This window comes from Caballeronia sp. INDeC2 (genome assembly GCF_023631325.1).
Classification (GTDB): Bacteria; Pseudomonadota; Gammaproteobacteria; order Burkholderiales; family Burkholderiaceae; genus Caballeronia.
Genome location: NZ_JALQDG010000041.1, coordinates 243,363 through 263,637 on the forward strand (window position 1 = coordinate 243,363; position 20,275 = coordinate 263,637).

The 20,275-nt window shown below is 62.9% G+C and carries 18 protein-coding genes; 8 read left to right on the forward strand and 10 right to left on the reverse strand.

All coding sequences use genetic code 11. From position 1 onward, the window contains the following. Positions 1 to 77 precede the first annotated feature (77 nt). The 5 genes from NCS28_RS26885 (at position 78) to NCS28_RS26905 (ending at position 5,850) form a co-directional block, all read left to right on the forward strand. Positions 78 to 617, forward strand: a complete 540-nt coding sequence (locus NCS28_RS26885) for a low affinity iron permease family protein (RefSeq protein WP_502801239.1) — start codon at positions 78 to 80, stop codon at positions 615 to 617. 118 nt (positions 618 to 735) lie between these two features. Continuing rightward, entirely contained in the window at positions 736 to 933 is a 198-nt protein-coding gene (locus tag NCS28_RS26890) for a DUF2934 domain-containing protein (protein ID WP_250516819.1), read from the forward strand. Positions 934 to 1,048: 115 nt separating this feature from the next. Beyond that, positions 1,049 to 2,818 (forward strand): RecQ family ATP-dependent DNA helicase, encoded by a 1,770-nt coding sequence (locus tag NCS28_RS26895; RefSeq protein WP_250516880.1) that lies wholly within the window; start codon positions 1,049 to 1,051, stop codon positions 2,816 to 2,818. An 87-nt stretch (positions 2,819 to 2,905) separates the two neighbouring features. Then, entirely contained in the window at positions 2,906 to 3,196 is a 291-nt protein-coding gene (locus tag NCS28_RS26900; protein WP_250516820.1) for a hypothetical protein, read from the forward strand. Beyond that, positions 3,193 to 5,850, forward strand: coding sequence for an ATP-binding cassette domain-containing protein (locus NCS28_RS26905; protein WP_250516821.1), 2,658 nt, complete (start codon positions 3,193 to 3,195; stop codon positions 5,848 to 5,850). Before NCS28_RS26900 ends, NCS28_RS26905 begins: the two co-directional genes overlap by 4 nt. Here the strand turns inward: NCS28_RS26905 and NCS28_RS26910 are convergent. The 10 genes from NCS28_RS26910 to NCS28_RS26955 form a co-directional block, all read right to left on the reverse strand. Continuing rightward, entirely contained in the window at positions 5,847 to 6,827 is a 981-nt protein-coding gene (locus NCS28_RS26910; RefSeq protein WP_250516822.1) for a UDP-glucuronic acid decarboxylase family protein, read from the reverse strand. The genes NCS28_RS26905 and NCS28_RS26910 overlap by 4 nt on opposite strands. Positions 6,828 to 6,854: 27 nt before the next feature. After that, positions 6,855 to 7,814, reverse strand: coding sequence for a glycosyltransferase family 4 protein (locus tag NCS28_RS26915; protein WP_250516823.1), 960 nt, complete (start codon positions 7,812 to 7,814; stop codon positions 6,855 to 6,857). Continuing rightward, positions 7,801 to 8,859: a glycosyltransferase family 9 protein gene (locus NCS28_RS26920; RefSeq protein WP_250516824.1), complete on the reverse strand. Its 1,059-nt coding sequence runs from the start codon at positions 8,857 to 8,859 to the stop codon at positions 7,801 to 7,803. Before NCS28_RS26920 ends, NCS28_RS26915 begins: the two co-directional genes overlap by 14 nt. Then, entirely contained in the window at positions 8,856 to 9,908 is a 1,053-nt protein-coding gene (locus tag NCS28_RS26925; protein ID WP_250516825.1) for a glycosyltransferase family 2 protein, read from the reverse strand. The genes NCS28_RS26920 and NCS28_RS26925 overlap by 4 nt, the downstream gene beginning before the upstream one ends. Continuing rightward, positions 9,905 to 11,650 carry a carbamoyltransferase family protein gene (locus NCS28_RS26930; RefSeq protein ID WP_250516826.1) on the reverse strand — a complete coding sequence of 582 codons (1,746 nt, stop codon included), beginning with the start codon at positions 11,648 to 11,650 and terminating at the stop codon, positions 9,905 to 9,907. Before NCS28_RS26930 ends, NCS28_RS26925 begins: the two co-directional genes overlap by 4 nt. A gap of 2 nt (positions 11,651 to 11,652) precedes the next feature. Further along, entirely contained in the window at positions 11,653 to 12,828 is a 1,176-nt protein-coding gene (locus tag NCS28_RS26935; RefSeq protein WP_250516827.1) for a glycosyltransferase family 9 protein, read from the reverse strand. Further along, entirely contained in the window at positions 12,825 to 13,412 is a 588-nt protein-coding gene (locus tag NCS28_RS26940; protein WP_250516828.1) for a D-glycero-alpha-D-manno-heptose-1,7-bisphosphate 7-phosphatase, read from the reverse strand. The genes NCS28_RS26935 and NCS28_RS26940 overlap by 4 nt, the downstream gene beginning before the upstream one ends. Next, positions 13,409 to 14,680 carry a glycosyltransferase family 4 protein gene (locus NCS28_RS26945; protein WP_250516829.1) on the reverse strand — a complete coding sequence of 424 codons (1,272 nt, stop codon included), beginning with the start codon at positions 14,678 to 14,680 and terminating at the stop codon, positions 13,409 to 13,411. The genes NCS28_RS26940 and NCS28_RS26945 overlap by 4 nt, the downstream gene beginning before the upstream one ends. A 183-nt stretch (positions 14,681 to 14,863) precedes the next feature. Continuing rightward, entirely contained in the window at positions 14,864 to 15,814 is a 951-nt protein-coding gene (locus tag NCS28_RS26950) for a glycosyltransferase family 2 protein (protein ID WP_250516830.1), read from the reverse strand. Continuing rightward, on the reverse strand, positions 15,804 to 16,487 hold the full coding sequence (locus tag NCS28_RS26955; RefSeq protein WP_250516831.1) for a PIG-L family deacetylase: 684 nt from the start codon (positions 16,485 to 16,487) through the stop codon (positions 15,804 to 15,806). Before NCS28_RS26955 ends, NCS28_RS26950 begins: the two co-directional genes overlap by 11 nt. 296 nt (positions 16,488 to 16,783) lie before the next feature. Here NCS28_RS26955 and NCS28_RS26960 point away from each other — a divergent pair, with 296 nt between their 5' ends. The 3 genes from NCS28_RS26960 to NCS28_RS26970 are packed head-to-tail and all read left to right on the forward strand — an operon-like array spanning position 16,784 to position 20,273. Next, the gene (locus NCS28_RS26960) at positions 16,784 to 17,992 is read left to right on the forward strand and encodes a zinc-dependent alcohol dehydrogenase (protein WP_250516832.1); all 1,209 of its coding nucleotides are present in this window, start codon (positions 16,784 to 16,786) and stop codon (positions 17,990 to 17,992) included. After that, positions 17,959 to 18,885, forward strand: a complete 927-nt coding sequence (locus tag NCS28_RS26965; protein ID WP_250516833.1) for an alpha/beta fold hydrolase — start codon at positions 17,959 to 17,961, stop codon at positions 18,883 to 18,885. Before NCS28_RS26960 ends, NCS28_RS26965 begins: the two co-directional genes overlap by 34 nt. Further along, positions 18,882 to 20,273 carry a hypothetical protein gene (locus tag NCS28_RS26970; RefSeq protein WP_250516834.1) on the forward strand — a complete coding sequence of 464 codons (1,392 nt, stop codon included), beginning with the start codon at positions 18,882 to 18,884 and terminating at the stop codon, positions 20,271 to 20,273. Before NCS28_RS26965 ends, NCS28_RS26970 begins: the two co-directional genes overlap by 4 nt. The last annotated feature ends 2 nt before the right edge of the window (positions 20,274 to 20,275 follow it).

The window sequence follows — 20,275 nt, forward strand, 5'->3', positions numbered from 1 at the left end:
GGATCGGTGTCCTCGTATGTCCTTCGAAAGGTGCGATTGATAAATTCGCGGCTCGACCTACTTTTACGACCGCGAATATGAATCAACGAAACGCATTGCCCGATGCAGACCCGATGGACACCGTGCCCACGACCTCGAGTCCGGGCTACGCCAAGGCGCATCCGATCGCACGGGCGTTCGACGCGTTCGCGAGCGCCGTCACACGGTGGGCGGGCTCGCCCGTGGCCTTTGGCCTTGCAGTGATCTCGGTCGTGATATGGCTGGTGTCCGGGCCGATATTCCACTTTTCCGAGGGCTGGCAGTTGGTCATCAACACGGGCACGACGATCGTCACGTTCCTGATGGTGTTCCTCATTCAGCAGAGCGCGAACAAGGACAGCATCGCGCTTCATTTGAAGCTCAATGAGTTGCTGGCGTCGCATCGTCTGGCGAGCAATCAGTTGATCGGCATCGAAGACGCGACCGAGGACGAGTTGCGCAAGCTCGCCGCTGCCTATCTGAAGCTCGCATCGGAAAGCGAGTCTGTCAACCTGACGGACGACGTCGGCGCGGCGGCTGAAATTGCGAGGCGGCTTGCAAAAGCACAAGACAAGTCAGCGGCCCAGCGCTCGGCTTGAATCCGCGGGATCTTCTTCCGGAAAGACGGGCGCACGTGGTGACGCGGCACGATGGTTGCGTCATCAGCGTGCAAGCTCCGATCCGGCGGCAACGTTGCCGCATTACAGGGAGAAGGTCATGGATGATCAGAAAGAGCAAGACCGCATTCGTCGCCGTGCCTATGAGATATGGGAGCGAGAAGGCTCCCCTGAGGGGCGCGCGGAGGAGTTCTGGGAGCAGGCGATAGCGTCGATCAGCGCAGAGGACGCGCAAGGCGAAGCTCCAGGCAATGCCGCCGCGGACGAACCTGAGCGACAGGAAAGCACTAGCAAGTAAAACATTCGTCATGAGAAACAGACTTCCGCCGCTTACATGGTGCGCGGAACGGGTCTGCTCGTCTGATGCTCGAGCCCACTACAACGCCAAACGATCGACTCATATGCATCCGACTATGAAGCCCGCGCGCAAGGCGCTCGACCGAGAACTGGAAAACGCGTTGCGCCGAGTCTTCGGCTTTCCGAATCTGCGAGCAGGACAAGAAGACGTTATCCGCAGCGTAATGGAGGGGCACGATACTCTGGCAGTCATGCCAACGGGCGCAGGTAAGTCGCTGTGTTATCAGTTGCCCGCGCTGCAATTCGAAGGCATGACGCTCATCGTATCGCCGCTGATATCGCTCATGCGGGACCAGGCGACGAAGTTGACCGAGGCCGGCATTGCAAACGCCGTGCTCAACAGCGCGCTTTCCGCGAGCGAACTGCACGATGCAATGGACGCGCTCTCCAGACATGCGTTGCGCATGCTGTTCGTCACGCCGGAGCGTCTGGTCGATGCGGAGTTCCTGGCGGAACTCAAGGCGCTGGACGTACCCGAGATCGCGCTCGTAGTCATCGACGAGGCTCACTGCATCTCGCAGTGGGGGCACGACTTTCGTCCCGCGTATGTCGAGCTCACTCAGGCGATCAAGCTGGTGGGCCGCCCGCCGATACTCGCACTCACCGCGACGGCGACGCCCGCGGTCATGGTCGATATCATGCGCGAGCTTCAAATGCGGCAGGCGAATGTGATTCATACGGGCGTCTATCGCGACAATCTGCGTTTCGCCGTCGAACAAATGACGAACCCGGAGGACAAGCGCAAACGCGTCGTGGAGCTCGCGTGCAACGAGAAGGGCAGCGGCATCATCTATTGTGCGACCGTCGCGGAATGCGAGGCGCTTCATGCGGCCCTGGTCGAAGCGGGCGTGGCAGCCGAGCGCTATCACGGCAAGCTCGCGGCGAGCGCGCGGTCCGCGTCGCAGGACGCATTCATGGAAGACCGTGCGCGTGTGATGGTCGCGACCAATGCGTTCGGCATGGGCATCGACAAGCCCGATATCCGCTTCGTGATCCATGCGCAGATGCCGGGCAGTCTCGATGCGTACTATCAGGAAGCAGGCCGTGGGGGACGTGACGGCGAGCCGGCGCGCTGCACGTTGCTGTTCGAACTGAAGGACAAGCAGGTGCAGCAGTTCTTCTTGAGCGGCCGCTATCCGAGTGCGCAGACAATCGAACGCGTTGCGCGGACGGTGCGTGAACTGGCGAACGAAACGAGCAGTAAGACGCTTGAGAAACCGCTCGAGCGCCTGCGTGAAGCATTGCCCGACGTGGGCGCGAACAAGCTGCGCGTCGCGGCGACCTTGCTTCACGACATCGGCATGACGCGACGCACGCGTCACGGCGGCATGAAACTGATCGATGAGGACGGCAGCAAGGCCGACGCGAAACTCGGCGATGCATCGCACGCATATGTTGCGCGTGCGGAGCGAGACCGCGCCGTGCTGGAATGCATGATCAGTTTTGCGCAAAGCGCACAGTGTCGCTGGCGCATTCTGCTCGATTACTTCGCGCACAACACGGACTCAACGTCGGATGTGCATTACGCCCCGCCCGACGATGAACTCGGCGGAAAGACATGTGGCGTATGCGACAACTGCCTGCATCCGCCGGAAGTGATCGAGAGTTCGCGCGAGCTTGTCGAGCAGGCGCGAAAGAAAGAAGCGACGAAGCCTAAGCGGACGATGCCCGCATTCGAGCGGGGCGAGCGCGTCCTCGTGCGTCGCTACGGCGAAGGTATTGTTGAAATGGTCAGCGGCGAAAGCGTGGCCGTGCGTTTCGCTCACGATGAGACGCGCACGTTCATCGCGCGATATCTGAAACGAAGCCCCGCCGCGTCAACGTGAAGCCCGCCGACGGGATAACACATTCTGGCGCGTGCATTGCTGTTAACGACTAGACTAACGAAGCACTCGCGCAAACGGAAGGGCCAGATGAATCGCAATCTTCGACATCGAACGATCGTCGCATTCGCGTGCGCCTGCATGACATGTGGGACAAGCGCATGGGCGCAGCAAAACGGCGCGCCGCCGGGCAACACGTCATCGCAAGGCGATACGGGCAAATCCGCCGGCGTCGCGGGCGGTGCGGGCGCTGCCGGACAATCCGGAACGGACCCCGCCACGTTGAGCCGCATCGAGGAACAGCGCGTACAGAAAAAGAACGGCGCTCAGGGTGCATCGTCTGCCCCTAACGCCAACAAGCGCAAGGACTGGAAGGAGTGACGCCCAGCGTGTCGTCCGATGCCGAGCGCACGCGTGTGCGCCGCCGCATCGTTGCCGACCTGTGGCGCGCGGTGTTGGCGTGGCGTTATCAGACCGCCGCCGCCGTCGTGCTGATGATCGGCGCGCGGCTCGCAGTCGTATCCGTGCCGCTGATGCTCAAGCGCGTCATCGATGAGTTCAGTCATCCCGCAACGACCGTCGTCTTTCCCGTCTTCCTGGTTCTCGCCTACGTCCTGTTGCGCTATCTCGGCGACGTGCTGAACGAAGCACGCGACGTGGTCTTCAGCATTGTCACGCAGCGCACGGTGGCGTCGTTTGCCGAGCGAACGTTCGCGCATCTTCATGCCTTGGGCGCGCGCTTTCATGCGCAGCGCGAAACCGGCGCTGTCGTGCGAGATGTGCAAAAGGGTGCGGACGGTGTCGGCTTTTTACTCGGCACCGCATTCTTCACCATCGTGCCGGTGATGATAGAAATCGGCACGGTCGTCGCCGTGATGATGACCAGTTACGCGATCGAATTCATGGCGATCATCGCCGCGACGTTCGTACTGTATTCGGCGTGGACGCTCATCTTCACGCGCTATCGCATGCGCTTTCAACGCGCGGTCAACAGGCTCGAGGCGCAGTCCGACAGCCGTCTCGTCGACAGCCTGCTCAACTATGAAACCGTGAAGTTCTTCGCGAGCGAGCGCATCGAAACGAACCGGCTCACGAGCGTTCTGGACGAATGGGTGCATGCGCGTGTCGCCAATCAACGCGCGCTCACGCTGCTGCACGTGGGGCAGAGCACGATCATCGCTGTCGGCATTGCGGCAGTGATGCTGCGCGCGGCGCAACAGGTCGTCGCGGGCACGATGAGCGTCGGCGATCTCGTGCTGGTGAACGCATATATCGTGCAGGTATGCAATCCGCTCAATACGCTCGGCTTCGTGTTTCGCGAGACCAACGACGCGATCGTGAATGTCGAGCGCATGTTCATGATTCTTCTCTCGCGCGGCCGCGTGCGCGAAGATGTGGACGAGACCGGCGCGCAGCCGCTCGTCGTGACGGCGGGCGAAATCGAATTCGATCATGTCGAGTTCGGCTACGATCCGGCGCGGCAGATTCTGCGCGATGTCGATTTTCGCGCGCATCCCGGCAAGAAACTCGCGGTCGTCGGGGGCAGCGGCTCGGGCAAGTCGACGCTCGTGAAGCTGCTGTTCAGGCTCTACGAGCCGACCGCGGGCGCGATACGGATCGACGGCCAGGACCTCGCGCACGTCACGCAGAACAGCCTGCGGGCGACCATCGGCATCGTGCCGCAGGACACGGTGCTCTTCAACGATACGATCGCCTACAACATCGCCTATGGCCGTCCCGATGCCACGCGTGCGGATATCGTGCAGGCCGCGCGCGCCGCGCAACTCGATGGCTTTATCGAGCGCCTTCCGGATCACTACGATACGCGCGTCGGCGAGCGCGGCGTGCGGCTCTCGGGCGGCGAACGTCAGCGCATCGCGATCGCGCGCGCGATACTGAAGGATCCACGCATCATCGTGTTCGACGAAGCGACCTCCGCGCTCGATACGCGTTCGGAACGCGCGATCCAGACCGAGCTCGATCGTCTTGCGAAAGGACGCACGTCGATCGTCATCGCGCATCGGCTCTCGACCGTGGTCGATGCGGACTGGACGCTCGTGATGGAGCATGGGCGTATCGTCGAGCAGGGACAGCACGACGAACTGCTCGCGCGCGAGGGCGTGTACGCACGCATGTGGTCGCTGCAATGGCAGCAGGGTGAGCTCGAGCATGCGCAGCGCAAGGTCTCCGCGCAGGCTGTCGGACTCGATGCGCTCGTCGCCGGCGTCATCGATGCGCTGCATGAAGAGATCGTGGCGCGCGGCGTGAACCTTTATACCGTCATCGCCGAACCGGGCTTGCGTGTGTCGGGCGACGCGAGCGTGTTGCAGCAGATCGTCGCCGAACTGTGCCGCGCGCAGATGAGCGCCGCGCTGCGCGGCGAGCGTATCGAGTTGCGTGTGTTCCGCGAAGGCAATCACGCGAGTCTCACGGTGATGGGGCAACGCCCCGACCCCGCGGATCTCTCGCAACAACAGGTGCGGCGCCTCGAGAACGCATTGACCGAGACCGGCGGCAGCCTTGCCGTGCGCTACATCGACAAGCACGTCGCCTATGTCGCGACGATGCCCTTGCGCCCGGTGCTCGACGAAACTGCAGCCCCCGAAGCCTCGCACGACGATGCGCTGGAAGGCGTCACGGTGATGGTACTCGACGATCAGGAAGAAGCACGCGATGCGCTTGAAGGTCTGCTCGAATCGGTCGGCGCGCATGTCGTGTTGTGCGCATCGGGCGATGATGCACTCGCAAGACTGCGCGCGTTGCCGAGCGCGCAATGGCCCGGCGTGTTGCTCTGCGATATCGTGCTCGGCGGCGAACAGGACGGTTATGAAGTCTTGCGGCTCGTTCGTGAGGAAGAGGCGAGCCGTGGTGTGTCGCTTGGCGAACGCATGCCCGCGATCGCGCTCACCGGGCATACGCAGGCGGAAGCGCGCTCTCGCGCGCAGGCGGCGGGCTTCCAGGCGCATCTGACGAAGCCTGTACCCGCTCCTAAGCTGATCGCCGCCATAGGCGCGGTAACGGCGCGGACTACCTAAACGCGCTGCGCCTCGCGCGTTTCCGACGCTTCGATGACCTGCCGAAAGTGCTGCGCCGTGCGCCGCAGGCCTTCATCGAGCGCCGTCGTCGGGGACCAGCCGAGCTTGTCGCGCGCCAGCGCAATGTCCGGCTGACGATGCCACGGATCATCCATCGGCAATGGCTTGAACACGATCTCCGACGACGATCCCGTCGACTCGATGATGCGCCGCGCGACATCGAGCATCGTCAGCTCGTGCGGATTGCCGAGGTTCATCGGACCCGTGAACTCGTCGGGCGTATTCATGAGGCGGATGAACGCCTCGACCATGTCGTCGACATAACAGAACGAGCGCGTCTGCATGCCTTCGCCATACACCGTGATCGGCTGGCCCGATAGCGCCTGCATCATGAAGTTCGAAATCACGCGCCCATCCGACGGATGCATGCGCGGCCCGTACGTATTGAAGATGCGCGCGATCTTGATCGAGAGTCCATGCTGCCGCCGATAATCCATGAAGAGCGTTTCGGCGCAGCGCTTGCCTTCGTCATAACACGAACGCGGCCCGATGGGATTCACATTGCCCCAGTACGCTTCCTGTTGCGGATGCACGTGCGCGTCGCCATAGACTTCGCTCGTCGAGGCCTGAAAGATCTTTGCGTGGACGCGCTTGGCGAGACCGAGCATGTTGATTGCGCCATGCACGCTCGTCTTCGTCGTCTGCACCGGGTCGTGCTGATAATGGATCGGCGAGGCGGGGCACGCGAGGTTGTAGATTTCGTCCACTTCCACATAAAGCGGAAATGTCACGTCGTGCCGCATAAGCTCGAAATTCGGGCTGTCGAACAGATGCGCGATATTGTCCTTCGTGCCGGTGTAGAAGTTATCGACGCATAACACGTCATGGCCTTGCGCGACCAGCCGCTCGCACAGATGCGAGCCGAGAAAGCCCGCGCCGCCCGTCACCAGAATGCGCTTTCTATATGCTTCTTTCATGTCGAGATGTTCCAGTAATGATGCGTGCTAGCTGCATACGTAGCGCAACGCTTCATTCCAATCGTGGGCGAAGCGGGCGATGTGAAAGCGTTCGAGGGCTGTTCGCCGGGCACCTTCGCCAAGACGCCGCGCCTCGACGGGATCGCGCAGCAGTCGCTGCATTACGTCGATGAGCGCATGCGTATCCGTATGGACGAAGCCGTTCTCACCGTTGCGGATCACCGTGGCGAGTTCGGTCGTCGCGAGTCCGATGATCGGCATGCCGATCGTCATCGCCTCCACGATCGCAAGCCCGAGACTCGTCCAACGAATGGGATTGAAGAAGAAGCGATAGCGCGCGCTGAACGCCGCGAGCTCCAGATTGCCGACCTCGCCGATGCCCCCCGCCGACTGCGCATCCATGCCGACGAGATCGAGCGGCACGGACGCGGCGGCTTGCGCATAGACATCGTTGCCGAGGCGCCTTCCGCGCTGACGCAGGTGATTGATCACCGCAATGCCGCGCTCCAGCTCGCCGGTGTAACGCACGTCCTTAGGCACCACGACACCATGTTCGATGACGCGCGTCGGCGTGTCGCCGCTATCCCACATCAGCCGGTTGAAGCGCGTAACATGCACGAGCAGCGTATCGCGCTCCTGCACCCAGTGCTTCTGCTCGAACGGGTTCTCCTGCGGCGGATCATGTTCGATATAGATGCGCGGCAAGCGCCGTTGCGCATCGGTAAGAAGGCTGAGACGGTCGTCGTCCCATTGCCGTTTGTGCTGAAAAAGGACGACATCGAATGACTGCGACGGCACTTCGCTCGCCGGCACTTCATGCACGTTGGTACCGAACGGCAACGCGCCGGCCGTGCCTGCATAACCAGGCGGATAGCCGGGGCGCGTCACGAGATAGAAGTCATGCGGCGCCTGGCTCAAGTAGTAAAGGTAATTGCCGTGGATATGCCACGTGAGCACGCGCAAGCGCCGGGAACTAGTCGTTGACATGAAGAAGCGCCTCCTCGAGATGTGCGAATGCGACATCGAGCACGCTTTGTACACTGACGTTCAGCGCGCATTCGTGTTGATAAGGACATTCGCGGAATGCGCAAGGCCGGCACGCGGGCCAATCTGCAAGCACGCGATGACGCGCGTGATCGAGCGGCGCCCAGCGTCGCGTATCGCTGCCCGATGCGATCACGACACTCGGCGCGCGCATTGCGGCGGCCACATGCGAAAGCCCCGTGTCGTTGCACACGATGAGCCTCGCCTTCGCGACGAGCGCGGTCAGCGCGCCAAGCGACGTGCGTCCGGCTAGGTCGATGGCATGCTCGCCTGCACCGCGTGTCACGCGTGCGGTCAATGGCGCTTCCGCCGCGCTGCCGGTGACGGCGACTTGCCAGCCCGCATCCGATAGCGAACGCGCCACTTCGCCGAAGCGTTCGACGGGCCATCGACGAGAAGGCAATTGCGCGCCCGGATGAACGAGGATGAGCTTGTCCAGGTCTATCGCGAGCGAATCGACGAGCGCATCGCATTCGCGTTCGTCCTCATCGGCGAGGGGAATCTCGAGATCGAGCGTGCGGACCTCGATGCCGAGACGCTCCATCAAGGCGGTATATCTCGCGGGTTCGGGCAGGTCATCGGGCCACGGCATGAAAACGCCTTCGCGCATGGATTCGTCGGGCTTCAGAAAGCCCGCGTTCAAACGCGCACCCATGCCTTCGACGATGTCGTTCGCGACGCCGCCGCTGCCGTGCAATTGAATTGCGATATCGAAGCCACGCCCACGTAGCGCGCGCAGAAACGCAGGCAGATGCGCATTGGTCTCTTGCTGTTCGGGAAAGCCGATCGCGCCGGGAAACACGATCAATTCATCGAGCAGATGCGCATAGCGCTCGACGAAACGCACGGCCCACGGCAAGCCCGCCAGTGCGATATGCGCTTTCGGATACGCCTGCCGCAACGCGCGCAACGCTGGCACGGCGCATAGCATGTCGCCGAGTTGCAGCGCGCGAAAGATGACGATGCGTTCGACCGGCTCGATGCTCATAGAAAAAACACCTTGAACTTGAACGCGCCGCGAATGCGCCAATAGATCGACAGATACGGAATGATCGCCGACGTGCACAACATCTCCGCGATATGCGTAGGCGTGCGCGCGGTCGTCTTGAGTCGTTGCATGCAGAACCAGATCGTCATCGCAATCCATGCAACGGCTGCGGCGATTGCGATATGCGTTGCGCCCGCCGTTATCGACACGAACAGCACCACGAGCGCCGCGAGCATCGCATAGTAGAGAAGCGGCGGATGGCGCCGGATGCGTTCGCGAAACAGCGTGCGATGCTTCTTGCAGAGCAACGCATCGAACTGGCTCTTCTTCTGCTGCGAAATGCTCACGCCCCAGCGTGCGGGCCGCACCGGATGAAGGATCGCGGCATCGTCGGCGCGTGCGATCACGAGGCCCGCCTGCATCAACGCGAATTGCAGATCCGAGTCTTCGCGCCATGCCGACGTATAACGCGCATCGAATCCGCCCGTGCGTTCGAGCGCGGCGCGTGTCGCGAACGCGTTGGCGGTCGCGAATTCCGCATTCGCGAGTCCGGCCGCGTCGAGTTCGTAATCGGTGGGACGCTTCGGCAGCGGCACGACGATACGCCCGGAGACTGCATCCGCGCCAGCATCGAGCGCGCGCAGGCCGTTCGCGAGCCATTGCGGATCGGGAATGGTGTCGTCGTCGGTGAATGCGATGCGTCTTGCAAGCGATGCACGCCAGCCCGCGTTGCGCGCGCCCGCAGGGCCTTGCGTCGCCGGCACCGGCACATAGCGGATCTTCGGTCCGCTCGACGCATGCGCTGCGGCAAGACGCTGCACGCATGCCTTCGTTGCTTCGTCGGGTCCGTCGTCGCATACGATGATCTCGTAGCGCGTCGGATCGTATGTCTGCGCGGCAATGGCGGACACGCAGCGTTCGAGCATCGCGGGACGGCGATAGGTCGGCACGATCACGGACACGTCGGGAATGAATTCGCCACGTGACGCAACGGCCGCAGCCGTCGCACCCGTCTCCGCGTTTTCGAAAAGACCGGCATACGTGCTCATGCGCGCGTCCCCGGCTTTTCGATGAGGAAGGAACCGATCACGAGCGCATCGAGCGGCGATGTCCAGAACGATTCGAGCGCGTCGCGCGGCGTGTTGACCATCGGCTCGCCGCGCGTATTGAACGATGTATTGACGAGAATCGGCACACCTGTGCGTGCCTTGAACGCGGCGATCAGATCGTAATAGAGCGCATGCTGTGCGCGATTGACGGTCTGCACGCGCGCAGTGCCGTCGATATGCGTGACGGCCGGTATGCGCGTTTTCATCTCTTCACGCACGTCGAACACGAACAGCATGAACGGTGCGACGCGCGCGTCGACGAACCACTCGGATGCATGCTCCTCCATCACGACGGGCGCAACCGGACGAAAGTCCTCGCGGTCCTTGATTTCGTTGAGCCGTGCCTGCATCGACGCATCGATGGGCGACGCGAGAATCGAGCGTGCTCCAAGCGCACGCGGCCCGAATTCAGTGCGTCCCTGATACCAGCCGATCACGCGGTTCTGCGCGAGAATGTCGGCGGTTTCTTCAGCGATATTCGTGAGCTTACGATAAGGCGCGCGTGTCCATTTCAGGAACGCTTCGATCTCTTCATCGCCGAATTCGGGGCCGAGATAGGCGTGGTCCATGCGCCACTTGCGGCTGCGATCGCCCGCTTTTGCGCGCTCGCGATAGTCCGTCCACAACGCGGCGCCAAGCGCGGTGCCTGCATCGCCGGCTGCGGGCTGCACCCACACTTCGTCGAACGGTCCGCGATCGCGCAGGCGCGCGTTCATCACGCAGTTGAGCGCGACGCCGCCCGCCATCGCGAGATTCGGCAAGCCGGTGCGTTCGTGCAGCCACTTCGCAAGTTCGAGCGCGGTCTCTTCGAGCACTTCTTGCAGCGAATGCGCGATATCGAAATGATGCTGCGTGAGCGGGCCGCCACGTTCGCGCGGCGGACCGAAACGTTCGACGAGGCGCGGCGCATCCACGGTATAGCTGCCGTCGTGCCGATATTTCACAATCTCGCGAAACTGGTCGACATACGCGGGCTTGCCGAACGATGCCAGCGCCATGACCTTATACTCGTCCGACGAATGCAGGAAGCCGAGATAGCCCGTCACGGCTTCGTATAGCAAGCCGAGCGAATGCGGCAGTTCCACTTGCTTGAGCCGCTGGTACTCGCCGTTCACGAATTGCCCGAGACTCGTCGTGACGCCTTCGCCCCGTCCGTCCATCGTGAGGACGGCGGTGTCGTCAAAAGGTGCCGCGAGAAAAGCGCTCGCTTCATGGCAGAGATGATGATCGACGTGATGCCAGGCAAAGCGCGGCGCGCGTCCTCCGCTTGCGAAGCGCCGCTTCAGATGATGCGGCGCGCCGTCGAGCAGTTGCGCTTTCGCGTTGACGATATAGCTCAGAAACAACGGATCCCACGGCGATTCGGAAGGATTGCCGCCGGGCTGCGCGGACGGCATCATCGGCAACGCGATACTCGCCTTCACGTCCTTCGGCATGCCCGAAAATAGCCGCGGATCGTACGAATACGCGACGTGATCGATATCCGCCAGTTCGATGCCCGCTTCCTTCAGGCAATAGTCGATGGCGTCGAACGGAAGCTGCCATGTCGAGAACGGCACCGGGCGCTTGGCGTGTTTGACGTGCGTGAAGCGTTCGTCCTCGGCCGCCGCGATGACGACGCCGTCCTTCACGATCGCAGCCGCGCTGTCGTGATAAACCGCATTGATTCCCAGTGTGTACATGCTTAGCGGCCCTGTATTGAAGAGTTGATGTGCGATGGATGTTCTTCGATCAGTTCCAGCACTGCCGACACGACCTGATCCACGCCGACGCCGACGAGGCATTGGTGGTGTCCCTCTGGACACACGCTGCGATAACACCATCGGCAAGGCACGTCGTGATAAAGCACGCGATGCGGCGTTTGCCACGGCATATGCTGCGGATTCGTGAGGGCATAGAGATCGACGACGGGCGTGCCGAGCGCCGATGCGAGATGCACCGGCCCGCTGTTATTCGACACGAGCACGCGCGCGCGCTGAATCAAAGCGGCGAGTTCGCCGAGTTCGAGCGCGCCGGAAAGATCTATCGCGCCGGAATTCGCGGCGCACGCATCGCGGCATAACGCACCTTCGCCGCGTGAACCGGTGACGAGCATCGGCCAGTGAAGTTGCGTATGCAATCGCTTCATCACGTCCGCGAAACGCTCGACCGGATATCGGCGCGAATCGGCGCTCGCGCCCGGATGCACGACGATGAAAGGCGCGTTCATATCGACATCACGCGCGCGCAGCTTCTCATCGAGCGAGGCCGCATCTTCAGGCCGCACGTTGAAGCGCATACGGGTATCCGCGGTACGCGCGCCCACTTGCGCAACGAGTGCAAGCTGCCGCTCCACTTCATGCCGCGTGCCTTGCTGCGGCTCGGTCTCCTGCACCCAATCGGTCAGAAGGCCATAAGGGTTCTCACGACAATGCGCGAGCCGTAGCGGAATGCCGGCGAGATGACACAGCATCGCGGCGGGTAGCGGGTTCTGGCTGTAAACGCTGAAGATTACGGCCGCATCGAAATGCGCCGCGTTGAGGCGCGCGCGCATCGCGAGGTCCGCGAGCGCATCGATGGGCGCATCCTGCTTGACCCAGGGCGCGTCGTATTCGATCACGTCGTCGATTGCATCGATGAAGGGCGCGGCCGCCTTGCCCGCGCGCGATGCGAGCAAGGTCAGATGCCGTCCCGGTTGCGCCGCGCGTAATGCGTTCAGCGCGGGCGTGGTCATCAACACATCGCCGAGATTGTCGAGACGAATGCAAAGAATGCGCTTCACGTTCGCGCCCCATTCGCGCGCCTGATTCGCGGCGCTTTTGCGCGCATGCGCCTCGACGATCGGAGGCAAGGCCGACGGACTCACCGGATCGCGCTTCATGCCGGACACTCCGCGCTGACGATGGCTATCGCAGCTTCGTGCATGTCTTTCACGACGATATCCGGCTCGCGATTCGCGCCGCGCAGCCATTCGGTCTCGTTGCCGTTATCGATGAGCACGCTGCGGCAGCCGGCGCGTTTGCCCGCTTCGACATCGTCGAGTATGTCGCCGATGAACCAGCTTCGCGACAGATCGATGCGATGCTCGCGCGCCGCGCGCAGCAGCATGCCGGGCGCGGGCTTGCGGCAGTCGCAGGGCTGCGCGTATTCGGGCACGATGCCTTGCGGATGGTGCGGACACCAATAGATGTCCTCGAATAAAGCACCCGCTTCCGCAGCGAGTTCATGCAGACGCGTCTCGACGCGACCGAGCGCATCATGTTCGAACTTGCCGAGCGCCACGCCGCTCTGATTGCTGACGACGAAAAGCGGCACGCCGCGCGATGCGAACACGCGCAGCGCGTCGAACGCACCGGGCGCGAGACGCATCATGCGCGGATCGACGTTCCACGGCACGTCTTCGAGCAGGGTGCCGTCCTTGTCGATGAAGATGGCGGCACGCGGTGTCGACCACAACTGCGTCATCGCGAGGCCCCGCCCATCGCGACGCGCGCCGCCGCCTGCGCTTCCTCGCCGCTCACGCGCGCATAAACATCCGCCAGCGCTTGCGCAACGCTCGACCACGTGAACATCGCGTTGGCGCGCGCGAGGCCCGCTTCGCCCATGCGGCGCGCAAGCATCGGATCGCGTTTGATCATGGCAATGGCATGCCCGAGCGCGGACGGATCTTTCGGCGGGACGAGCAGACCGGTCTCACCGTTGGCGACCGAATAGCGGATGCCGCCCACGTTCGCGCCGATGACCGGCCTGCCGCACGCCATCGCTTCCAGCGGCGTGATGCCGAACGGCTCGTACCACGGGGTCGTCACGAACACATCGGCTGCGTTATAGAAGTGCTTGAGCTCGGCGCGTCCATGACGGCCGGCGAAGTGCACATGATCCTCGACGCCCACTTCCCGCGCGATGCCGCGCAAGCGCACGATCTCCGGCGTCGCGATCTCGTTGGCCTCGTCGGAATTGCCGCCGACCACGTAAAGTTCGGCGGTTTCCCCATGTTCCGCGCGGCATACGCTGAGCGCGCGCACCACATTATCGACACCCTTGCGCGGCACCATGCGCCCGAGCTGCAACACGATGAAGCGGTCCTGCGGCCAGCCGAGACGTTCTCTCGCCACCGCTTTCTCGATCGGATGAAACTCGACGCGATCGAAACCGCACGGCACGAGATCGATGCGCGCGGGATCGGCGTCGTAGAGATGGAACAGGTCGCTTTCATCCTGCGGGCATTCGGCGATCACCGAATCGGAACGCCTTACGAGTTCGTCTTCGATATCGAAGCGCGCATCGGGAAAGCCGTCCGATTCTCCCTGATGCAGGCGTCTAACACGGCCGAGCGCATGAAACGTGGTGACGAGGGGGATGCCTAACGCATCTTTGATGCGCAAGCCAACCATGCCCGACATGAAGAAATTCGCATGCACGATCGTATAGGGCTGCGCTTCCTTCTTCATGAAGTCGATCATGAAATCGGCGAACGCATCCATGTACGGTAGAAGCTGCTCCTTCGGCAACTGCACGGGCGGCCCGGCAGGTACGTTTATCACGCGGATGTTGTCGAAACGCGAGACGAGCGGCAATAAGGAACGATCGCAGCGCGTGAAGACATCGACTTCGTGACCGATGCGCACCAGTTGACGCGCGACGTTCGCGACATAAATGTTTTGCCCGCCACTGTCCACACCGCCTGCCACAGCGAGCGGCGAAGCATGTTCACTGATCAGCGCGATTTTCACTGGAGCCCCCTGTCATCCGATCCCCATTGGCGCGTGCGTGGTGCATTCGCGTGGATCAGTCATTGGCTTTCAGCATTCGACGTGCCACTCGTTGTGTTTCTCGCAAGAACTACGAAACGATTTGCGGTTCATTGGGAGACGAACCAAATATCGTTTGGCTCAAACAGCGTGACATACGCGCTTTTACTCGATGCGTGTAGAACCGAAAGAGCCTGTCTCGCCTGGCTCGGTCACGCGGCGCGCGTCGTCGTCGAAGACGATCTGCCGCATGTGTCTCACGCGCTCGTCGATTACACGCCGCTTACTCAGCGCCCATGCAATGCTGGCGATGAGCAAAGGCACATCGCGCAAGGGTGAGCGCTCGGTGAGCATGGTCCGGAGTGCGTCCGACGTGGCGCGCAGTGCTTCCGGCAGCGGCAGACGCATCCACGCCACCCATGCGGCGTTGCGCGCGAGAAGCCTGCGCCGCTGCGCGCTGTCGCGCAGCGGCGACGGATGATGGTGAATGACCAGTTCGTCGATATAGACCATCTCATGACCCGCCGACAACACATCGAGCGAAACGAGCGTTTCTTCTCCTCCGATGAATAGCCTCGGCTCATAACCGCCCACTTGCCGGAAGACGTCCGTTCGAAAGACGCACGCGCCCGCCATATAACCGATGAGCGCGGGCGCCGGCAGTCCAGCGCTGCGAAGCGGGCTTTCGCGCATGCGCTCGCATGTGTCATCGGTTGCGCCGTGTTCGCCGACGACGACGCGTGCATTCAATACGGCGACGCGCGGAGCGGCATCGAGTATCTCGACTGCGCGCGTGAGCGAGCCGGGGCTCCACCATGCGTCGTCGTCGCAGAAGGCGACGTATTCGGTGCCGACGCGCTCGACGCCGAGATTGCGTCCCGCCGCGCCGAGATTGGCGGGCGCGACGACGAGCTTCACATCAGGGAAGCTGGCCGCGATGCGGGAGGCCGTTCCGTCGGTCGAGGCGTTGTCCACAGCGACGATATCGAAGCGATCGGGCAGTGCGGTGAGTCTGGCAAGCGTGTCGAGAACCTGATCGGCACGGTTGTACGTCAGCAAGACGAGCGAGAGCCGCGCGGGAGACGTGTCGGAAAGCATGGCTCGATCAGCGGTCATGGCGCGTCGGTTGAAGCGTCCAGAAGCGCTCGGGCGCGAAGACGTCGTCATGCCCGTTCGCGCCGAATGCCTTGAGTTGGCTCGTATAACGGCTCACGGCGCGTTGCTTCGCTTCGAGATTGCGTGCAAGCGCGGTGATGTCGATGCGCTCGGAGACGGGCGTCGCCGTGATGCCGTGTCGCGCCAGGTCGGCAAGCCGTGCCTGCACGAGCCCGCTCATGCGCCGATAGAGCGCATCTTCATAAGCAATGCACGCGAGCGCGGGTTCGGCGAGCCATGCTTTGCGGCAGGCTTCATGCACGAGGTGATGATCGGAATGAAAGAGACCGAGCGGAATAAGAAGTGTTCGGAACGCGTTCTTGCGGATCACGTCGAGCAGCGTTGATGCGATCTCGCCGGGCCTCGCGCTGGCATCGCCCGCATACTGGGAGTCGAGGAAGTCGAGATAAACGGGACGTGCGCCGAGCGCATCGAGCGCGGCGGCATCTTCGTCGCGGCGTTCATGCATCGCCTGATGTGCGTTCACGAAGCCGCATTGCGTGTCCCAGTCGGTGATAAGCGGCTCGCGAGGCGCGCCCGCGAAGACCGTGCAGACCACCGCGCCTGGCGATGCGGCGAGCGCCGCGCCGCAACTGAAGACGGCGTCGTCGAGATGAGGGGAGATCATCAGCATGAGGGGTCGCATCCGTAGTTGGCCGCGCAGCTTCGCGCAATGCGTGTGCCTCGCGGTTTTTCATGGATGCACGCCAACGGGAGCGGCGTGGCATTAGCAATACGCGTACCGATTGCTAGCAGCGGTGAGTCAGACCTTCGGTTGCTTTCTTTGGGCCAGCCAACGAAAGTGACTGCCGCACCGCACAGGGGCAGTGCTAATAAACCAACACGAATATGGGATCCGGCGAAACGCGGCACACCGTGGGCGCAACCATTGCTGCAATCCCATCGACTCTATTCATAAAGGAGCGTGCGATGAAAGCAGTCGTATTTCATGGAATAGGCGATATCTCGCTCGACAACGTACCCGACCCGACCATTCAGCACGAGCAGGACGCGATCGTGCGCCTCACGGCAAGCGCCATCTGCGGCACGGATCTGCACATGGTGCGCGGCACGCTGCCGGGCATGGTGCCGGGCACGATTCTGGGCCACGAAGGCGTCGGCGTGATCGAGCAGGTCGGTAAGGGCGTGCGCAATCTGAAGGCGGGCGATCGCGTGTTGATTCCATCGACGATTTCGTGCGGCTGCTGTTCATATTGCCGTCAGGGCTACACGGCGCAATGCGACTCGGCGAATCCGAACGGCGCGGCGGCGGGCACGGCATTCTTCGGCGGGCCGAAGTCGACGGGACCTATCAACGGCTTGCAGGCCGAATACGCGCGCACGCCGCTCGCGAATGCGAGCCTCATCAAATTGCCCGAGAATATCGACGATGAACGCGCGATCCTCTTGTCCGATATTTTCCCGACAGGTTTCTTCGGCGCGCAGCTCGCCGAAGTGCGCGCAGGCGATACGGTGGCCGTGTTCGGCGCGGGCCCGGTGGGCCAGTTCGCGGTCGCGAGCGCGTTCATGTTGGGCGCGGGGCGTGTGATCGTCGTGGATCGCCTCAAAGATCGTCTCGACATGGCGAGCGAGCAGGGCGCGGAGACGGTCAACTTCGACGACGAAGATCCCGTCGCGGCGATTCTCGCGCTGACGGGCGGAATCGGCGTGGATCGCGTGATCGATGCCGTGGGCGTCGATGCCGTGCATGCGCAGGGCGGCCCGGCTGCATCGCAAGACGATGCGAAGCAGGGCGAAGAGGAGAGCCGCACGGTGACGCCGAAGCGCAACGAGCAGAACGGCAGCTGGATTCCGGGCGATGCGCCGACGCAAGCGCTCGACTGGGGCGTGGCCGCACTGGCGAAGGCGGGCACGCTGGGCGTGATCGGCGTGTACCCACCGAACGATCGCTTCTTTCCGCTCGGCGTGGCGATGAACAAGAACCTCACGATCAAGATGGGCAACTGCAATCATCGCGCGGTCACGCCCGGGCTCGTCGAGCGCGTGCGCAACGGGTCGTTCGATCCGCTGCGCGTGCTGTCCACGCGCGAGCCGATGATGCATGTCATCGACGCATACAAGGCATTCGATCGAAGGCAGCCGGGATGGATCAAGGTCGCACTGAATCCCGCCGCGTGAAAGTTGCGCGGCCTTCATGGCGCATTGTCGCGGGCGCCGGTGCGTGCGCGCTCGCGGCATGGGCGGCGATCGAATGGATACGTCTCAAGCGCACGCCCGCATTGACCGATGAGAGCGCACGCGCGGGCATTACGGTGCGCTATACGCAGGCCGGGCCGTATCGCATGTTCGCGCGTCATGCCGCGTGCGATGGGGGACATGCGAAGCGCCTGCCCGTCGTGCTCGTGCATGGTCTCGTGATATCGAGCCGCTACATGGAGCCGCTCGCGCTCGCGTTGCGCGGCGACTTCGACGTGTACGCGCCCGATCTTCCCGGCTTCGGCGAAAGCGTGCTACGCGGACGCACGCTGTCCGTGCCGGAACTCGCGGATGCATTGCGCTTGTGGCTCGGCGCGCGCGGCATCGAGCGGGCAATGTTCATCGGCAATTCGTTCGGCTGCCAGATTCTCGCGGATTTCGCGGCGCGTTATCCCGAGTCGGTCGATCGGCTCGTGTTGCAAGGCCCGACCGTCGATCGCAAGGCGCGCTCGCTCGTCAAGCAGATCGTTCGCGACTGGCGCAACGGACGGCTCGAGCGCACGCGTTCTTCTGCGCCCATCGGACGTATCGACTACGCGAAGGCCGGGCTCGTGCGCGCAGTGGCGACGATGCGCGCGCTGATCCGCGATCGCATCGAACGCAAGCTCGCGCGCATCGCTGCGCCGACGCTCGTCGTCGCCGGTTCGCGGGATCCCGTCGCGCCGCTCGCATGGGCGAGCGAAGTGGCGGCGCGTGTGCCGAACGGCGCATTGCTGACGATCGATGGCGGCACGCACACGCTCAACCACGTCTATCCGCATAGCTTCGCGCTCGCGATCCGGCCGTTCCTTCTTCAAGGCGGCGCGTCGACATGACGAGGCCGCCGCGCGGCATCGCCCGCTTCGATTCCGCGGCAGGCATGGCGCAGGCGCTCGCCGCGTGTCTGCACGGCGAGCGTTTCAGCAGTCCGAGCCAGTCGCCGTTGCTCGATAGCCTGATGCCGCCGATCAACCTCTTGCCGAAGCGCGCCCGCGAATGGGTGTACACGGTGGGCGGCATGTCGGAGGGCATTACGGCGCGGCAGGCGCGGCGTCTCGATGTGGAAGGCATCGGCGAATGGATCGCCGGACTCTATCCGCAAAGGGTCTACGATGCGGCGTTCATCGGCTCGTCGAACGGCGCGCTGATGCATGTCGCGGCGGCGCTTAACGCGCCGTGGCTGCCGCAGACGTTTCTGTGCCCCGTGCGTGCGCCGTTCAGCGATCCCGACGATGCGCAAAGCGGCTTCGACGATAGCCTTCGCGCCGTCGATGCGCTGCTTCACGCCGATCCGCGCATCGCCGTGCATCACATGCAGGACCCGAATCAGGACCGGCTCATGCTCGCGGCAATGAGTTACTTCCGGCTTAAGCTGCGTGCATTACCGCTGGCGTATCGCGAGTTTCTGCTGCGCAGTCTCGCGCCGAACGCGACGATCCATATCGTCCGATGCACGCGCGACTGGCCCGTCACGCGCACGAGCGATCGATCGTTCTATCAGTTCGGCGCGTTGGGCGGCGCAACCGAGAGCGAGTATTTCGACGGCGGGCCGCGCGTGGCGCGCTATCTCGCGCGTTATGGCGCGAAGCGCGGGCAATGGAGCCCGCCCGCGCCGTCGATGCGTGCGCCGGAGGCCGAATGGGGCTATGACGTGGCGCTCACGGAATCCATCGTCGCGCTTGCGAAGGAGAAGAACTGGCGCGTCGTCGAATGGCGCTTCGAGGAGCCGGAAGCGTTCAGCTTCGCAACGGCGGATCTGTACCGCGACTGGTATCGCAGCATGGGCATCGAGGCGAAACGGCTTGTCGTCGATTCATTTCTCTTGATGGACCCATACACGACTTTGCGCCTGCGGGCCATTCCGTTCTGGCTGGTGTTCTGCACCGATCCTTCGGCCGATACGCTGCGCCGTTTTCTCGACCGTGCGTCATTCGATGAAATCGACATTATGCTCTTCTCGCACGGAACCGAAGGCGTCGGATTGACTGATATTAATGAGTGGCGCGCGTTAATTAATAAAGCGAAACGCGAAGGGCGTTTTCTCGGTGTCGATGAGCGGCGATATCCGCGTGACTTCGCGACCTTCGTGCGCTTCGATCGAGCGCTTGCGCAGCTCGGGCCGCAACATCCTGTGCCGCCGCCGATGCCGCTTCATTTCTTCGAAGATGCGATGCGAAGACACGGCGCAAGTTACGGAATTAGCGCGCACGATTACGGCGCGTGAAA

Bases quoted from the DNA above. Each gene is read 5' to 3' on its own strand.
- NCS28_RS26885 (WP_502801239.1), top strand. From the start codon at position 78: ATGAATCAACGAAACGCATTGCCCGATGCAGACCCGATGGACACCGTG.
- NCS28_RS26890 (WP_250516819.1), top strand. From the start codon at position 736: ATGGATGATCAGAAAGAGCAAGACCGCATTCGTCGCCGTGCCTATGAG.
- NCS28_RS26895 (WP_250516880.1), top strand. From the start codon at position 1,049: ATGAAGCCCGCGCGCAAGGCGCTCGACCGAGAACTGGAAAACGCGTTG.
- NCS28_RS26900 (WP_250516820.1), top strand. From the start codon at position 2,906: ATGAATCGCAATCTTCGACATCGAACGATCGTCGCATTCGCGTGCGCC.
- NCS28_RS26910 (WP_250516822.1), bottom strand. From the start codon at position 6,827: ATGAAAGAAGCATATAGAAAGCGCATTCTGGTGACGGGCGGCGCGGGC.
- NCS28_RS26915 (WP_250516823.1), bottom strand. From the start codon at position 7,814: ATGTCAACGACTAGTTCCCGGCGCTTGCGCGTGCTCACGTGGCATATC.
- NCS28_RS26920 (WP_250516824.1), bottom strand. From the start codon at position 8,859: ATGAGCATCGAGCCGGTCGAACGCATCGTCATCTTTCGCGCGCTGCAA.
- NCS28_RS26925 (WP_250516825.1), bottom strand. From the start codon at position 9,908: ATGAGCACGTATGCCGGTCTTTTCGAAAACGCGGAGACGGGTGCGACG.
- NCS28_RS26930 (WP_250516826.1), bottom strand. From the start codon at position 11,650: ATGTACACACTGGGAATCAATGCGGTTTATCACGACAGCGCGGCTGCG.
- NCS28_RS26935 (WP_250516827.1), bottom strand. From the start codon at position 12,828: ATGAAGCGCGATCCGGTGAGTCCGTCGGCCTTGCCTCCGATCGTCGAG.
- NCS28_RS26940 (WP_250516828.1), bottom strand. From the start codon at position 13,412: ATGACGCAGTTGTGGTCGACACCGCGTGCCGCCATCTTCATCGACAAG.
- NCS28_RS26950 (WP_250516830.1), bottom strand. From the start codon at position 15,814: ATGACCGCTGATCGAGCCATGCTTTCCGACACGTCTCCCGCGCGGCTC.
- NCS28_RS26955 (WP_250516831.1), bottom strand. From the start codon at position 16,487: ATGCTGATGATCTCCCCTCATCTCGACGACGCCGTCTTCAGTTGCGGC.
- NCS28_RS26960 (WP_250516832.1), top strand. From the start codon at position 16,784: ATGAAAGCAGTCGTATTTCATGGAATAGGCGATATCTCGCTCGACAAC.
- NCS28_RS26965 (WP_250516833.1), top strand. From the start codon at position 17,959: ATGGATCAAGGTCGCACTGAATCCCGCCGCGTGAAAGTTGCGCGGCCT.
- NCS28_RS26970 (WP_250516834.1), top strand. From the start codon at position 18,882: ATGACGAGGCCGCCGCGCGGCATCGCCCGCTTCGATTCCGCGGCAGGC.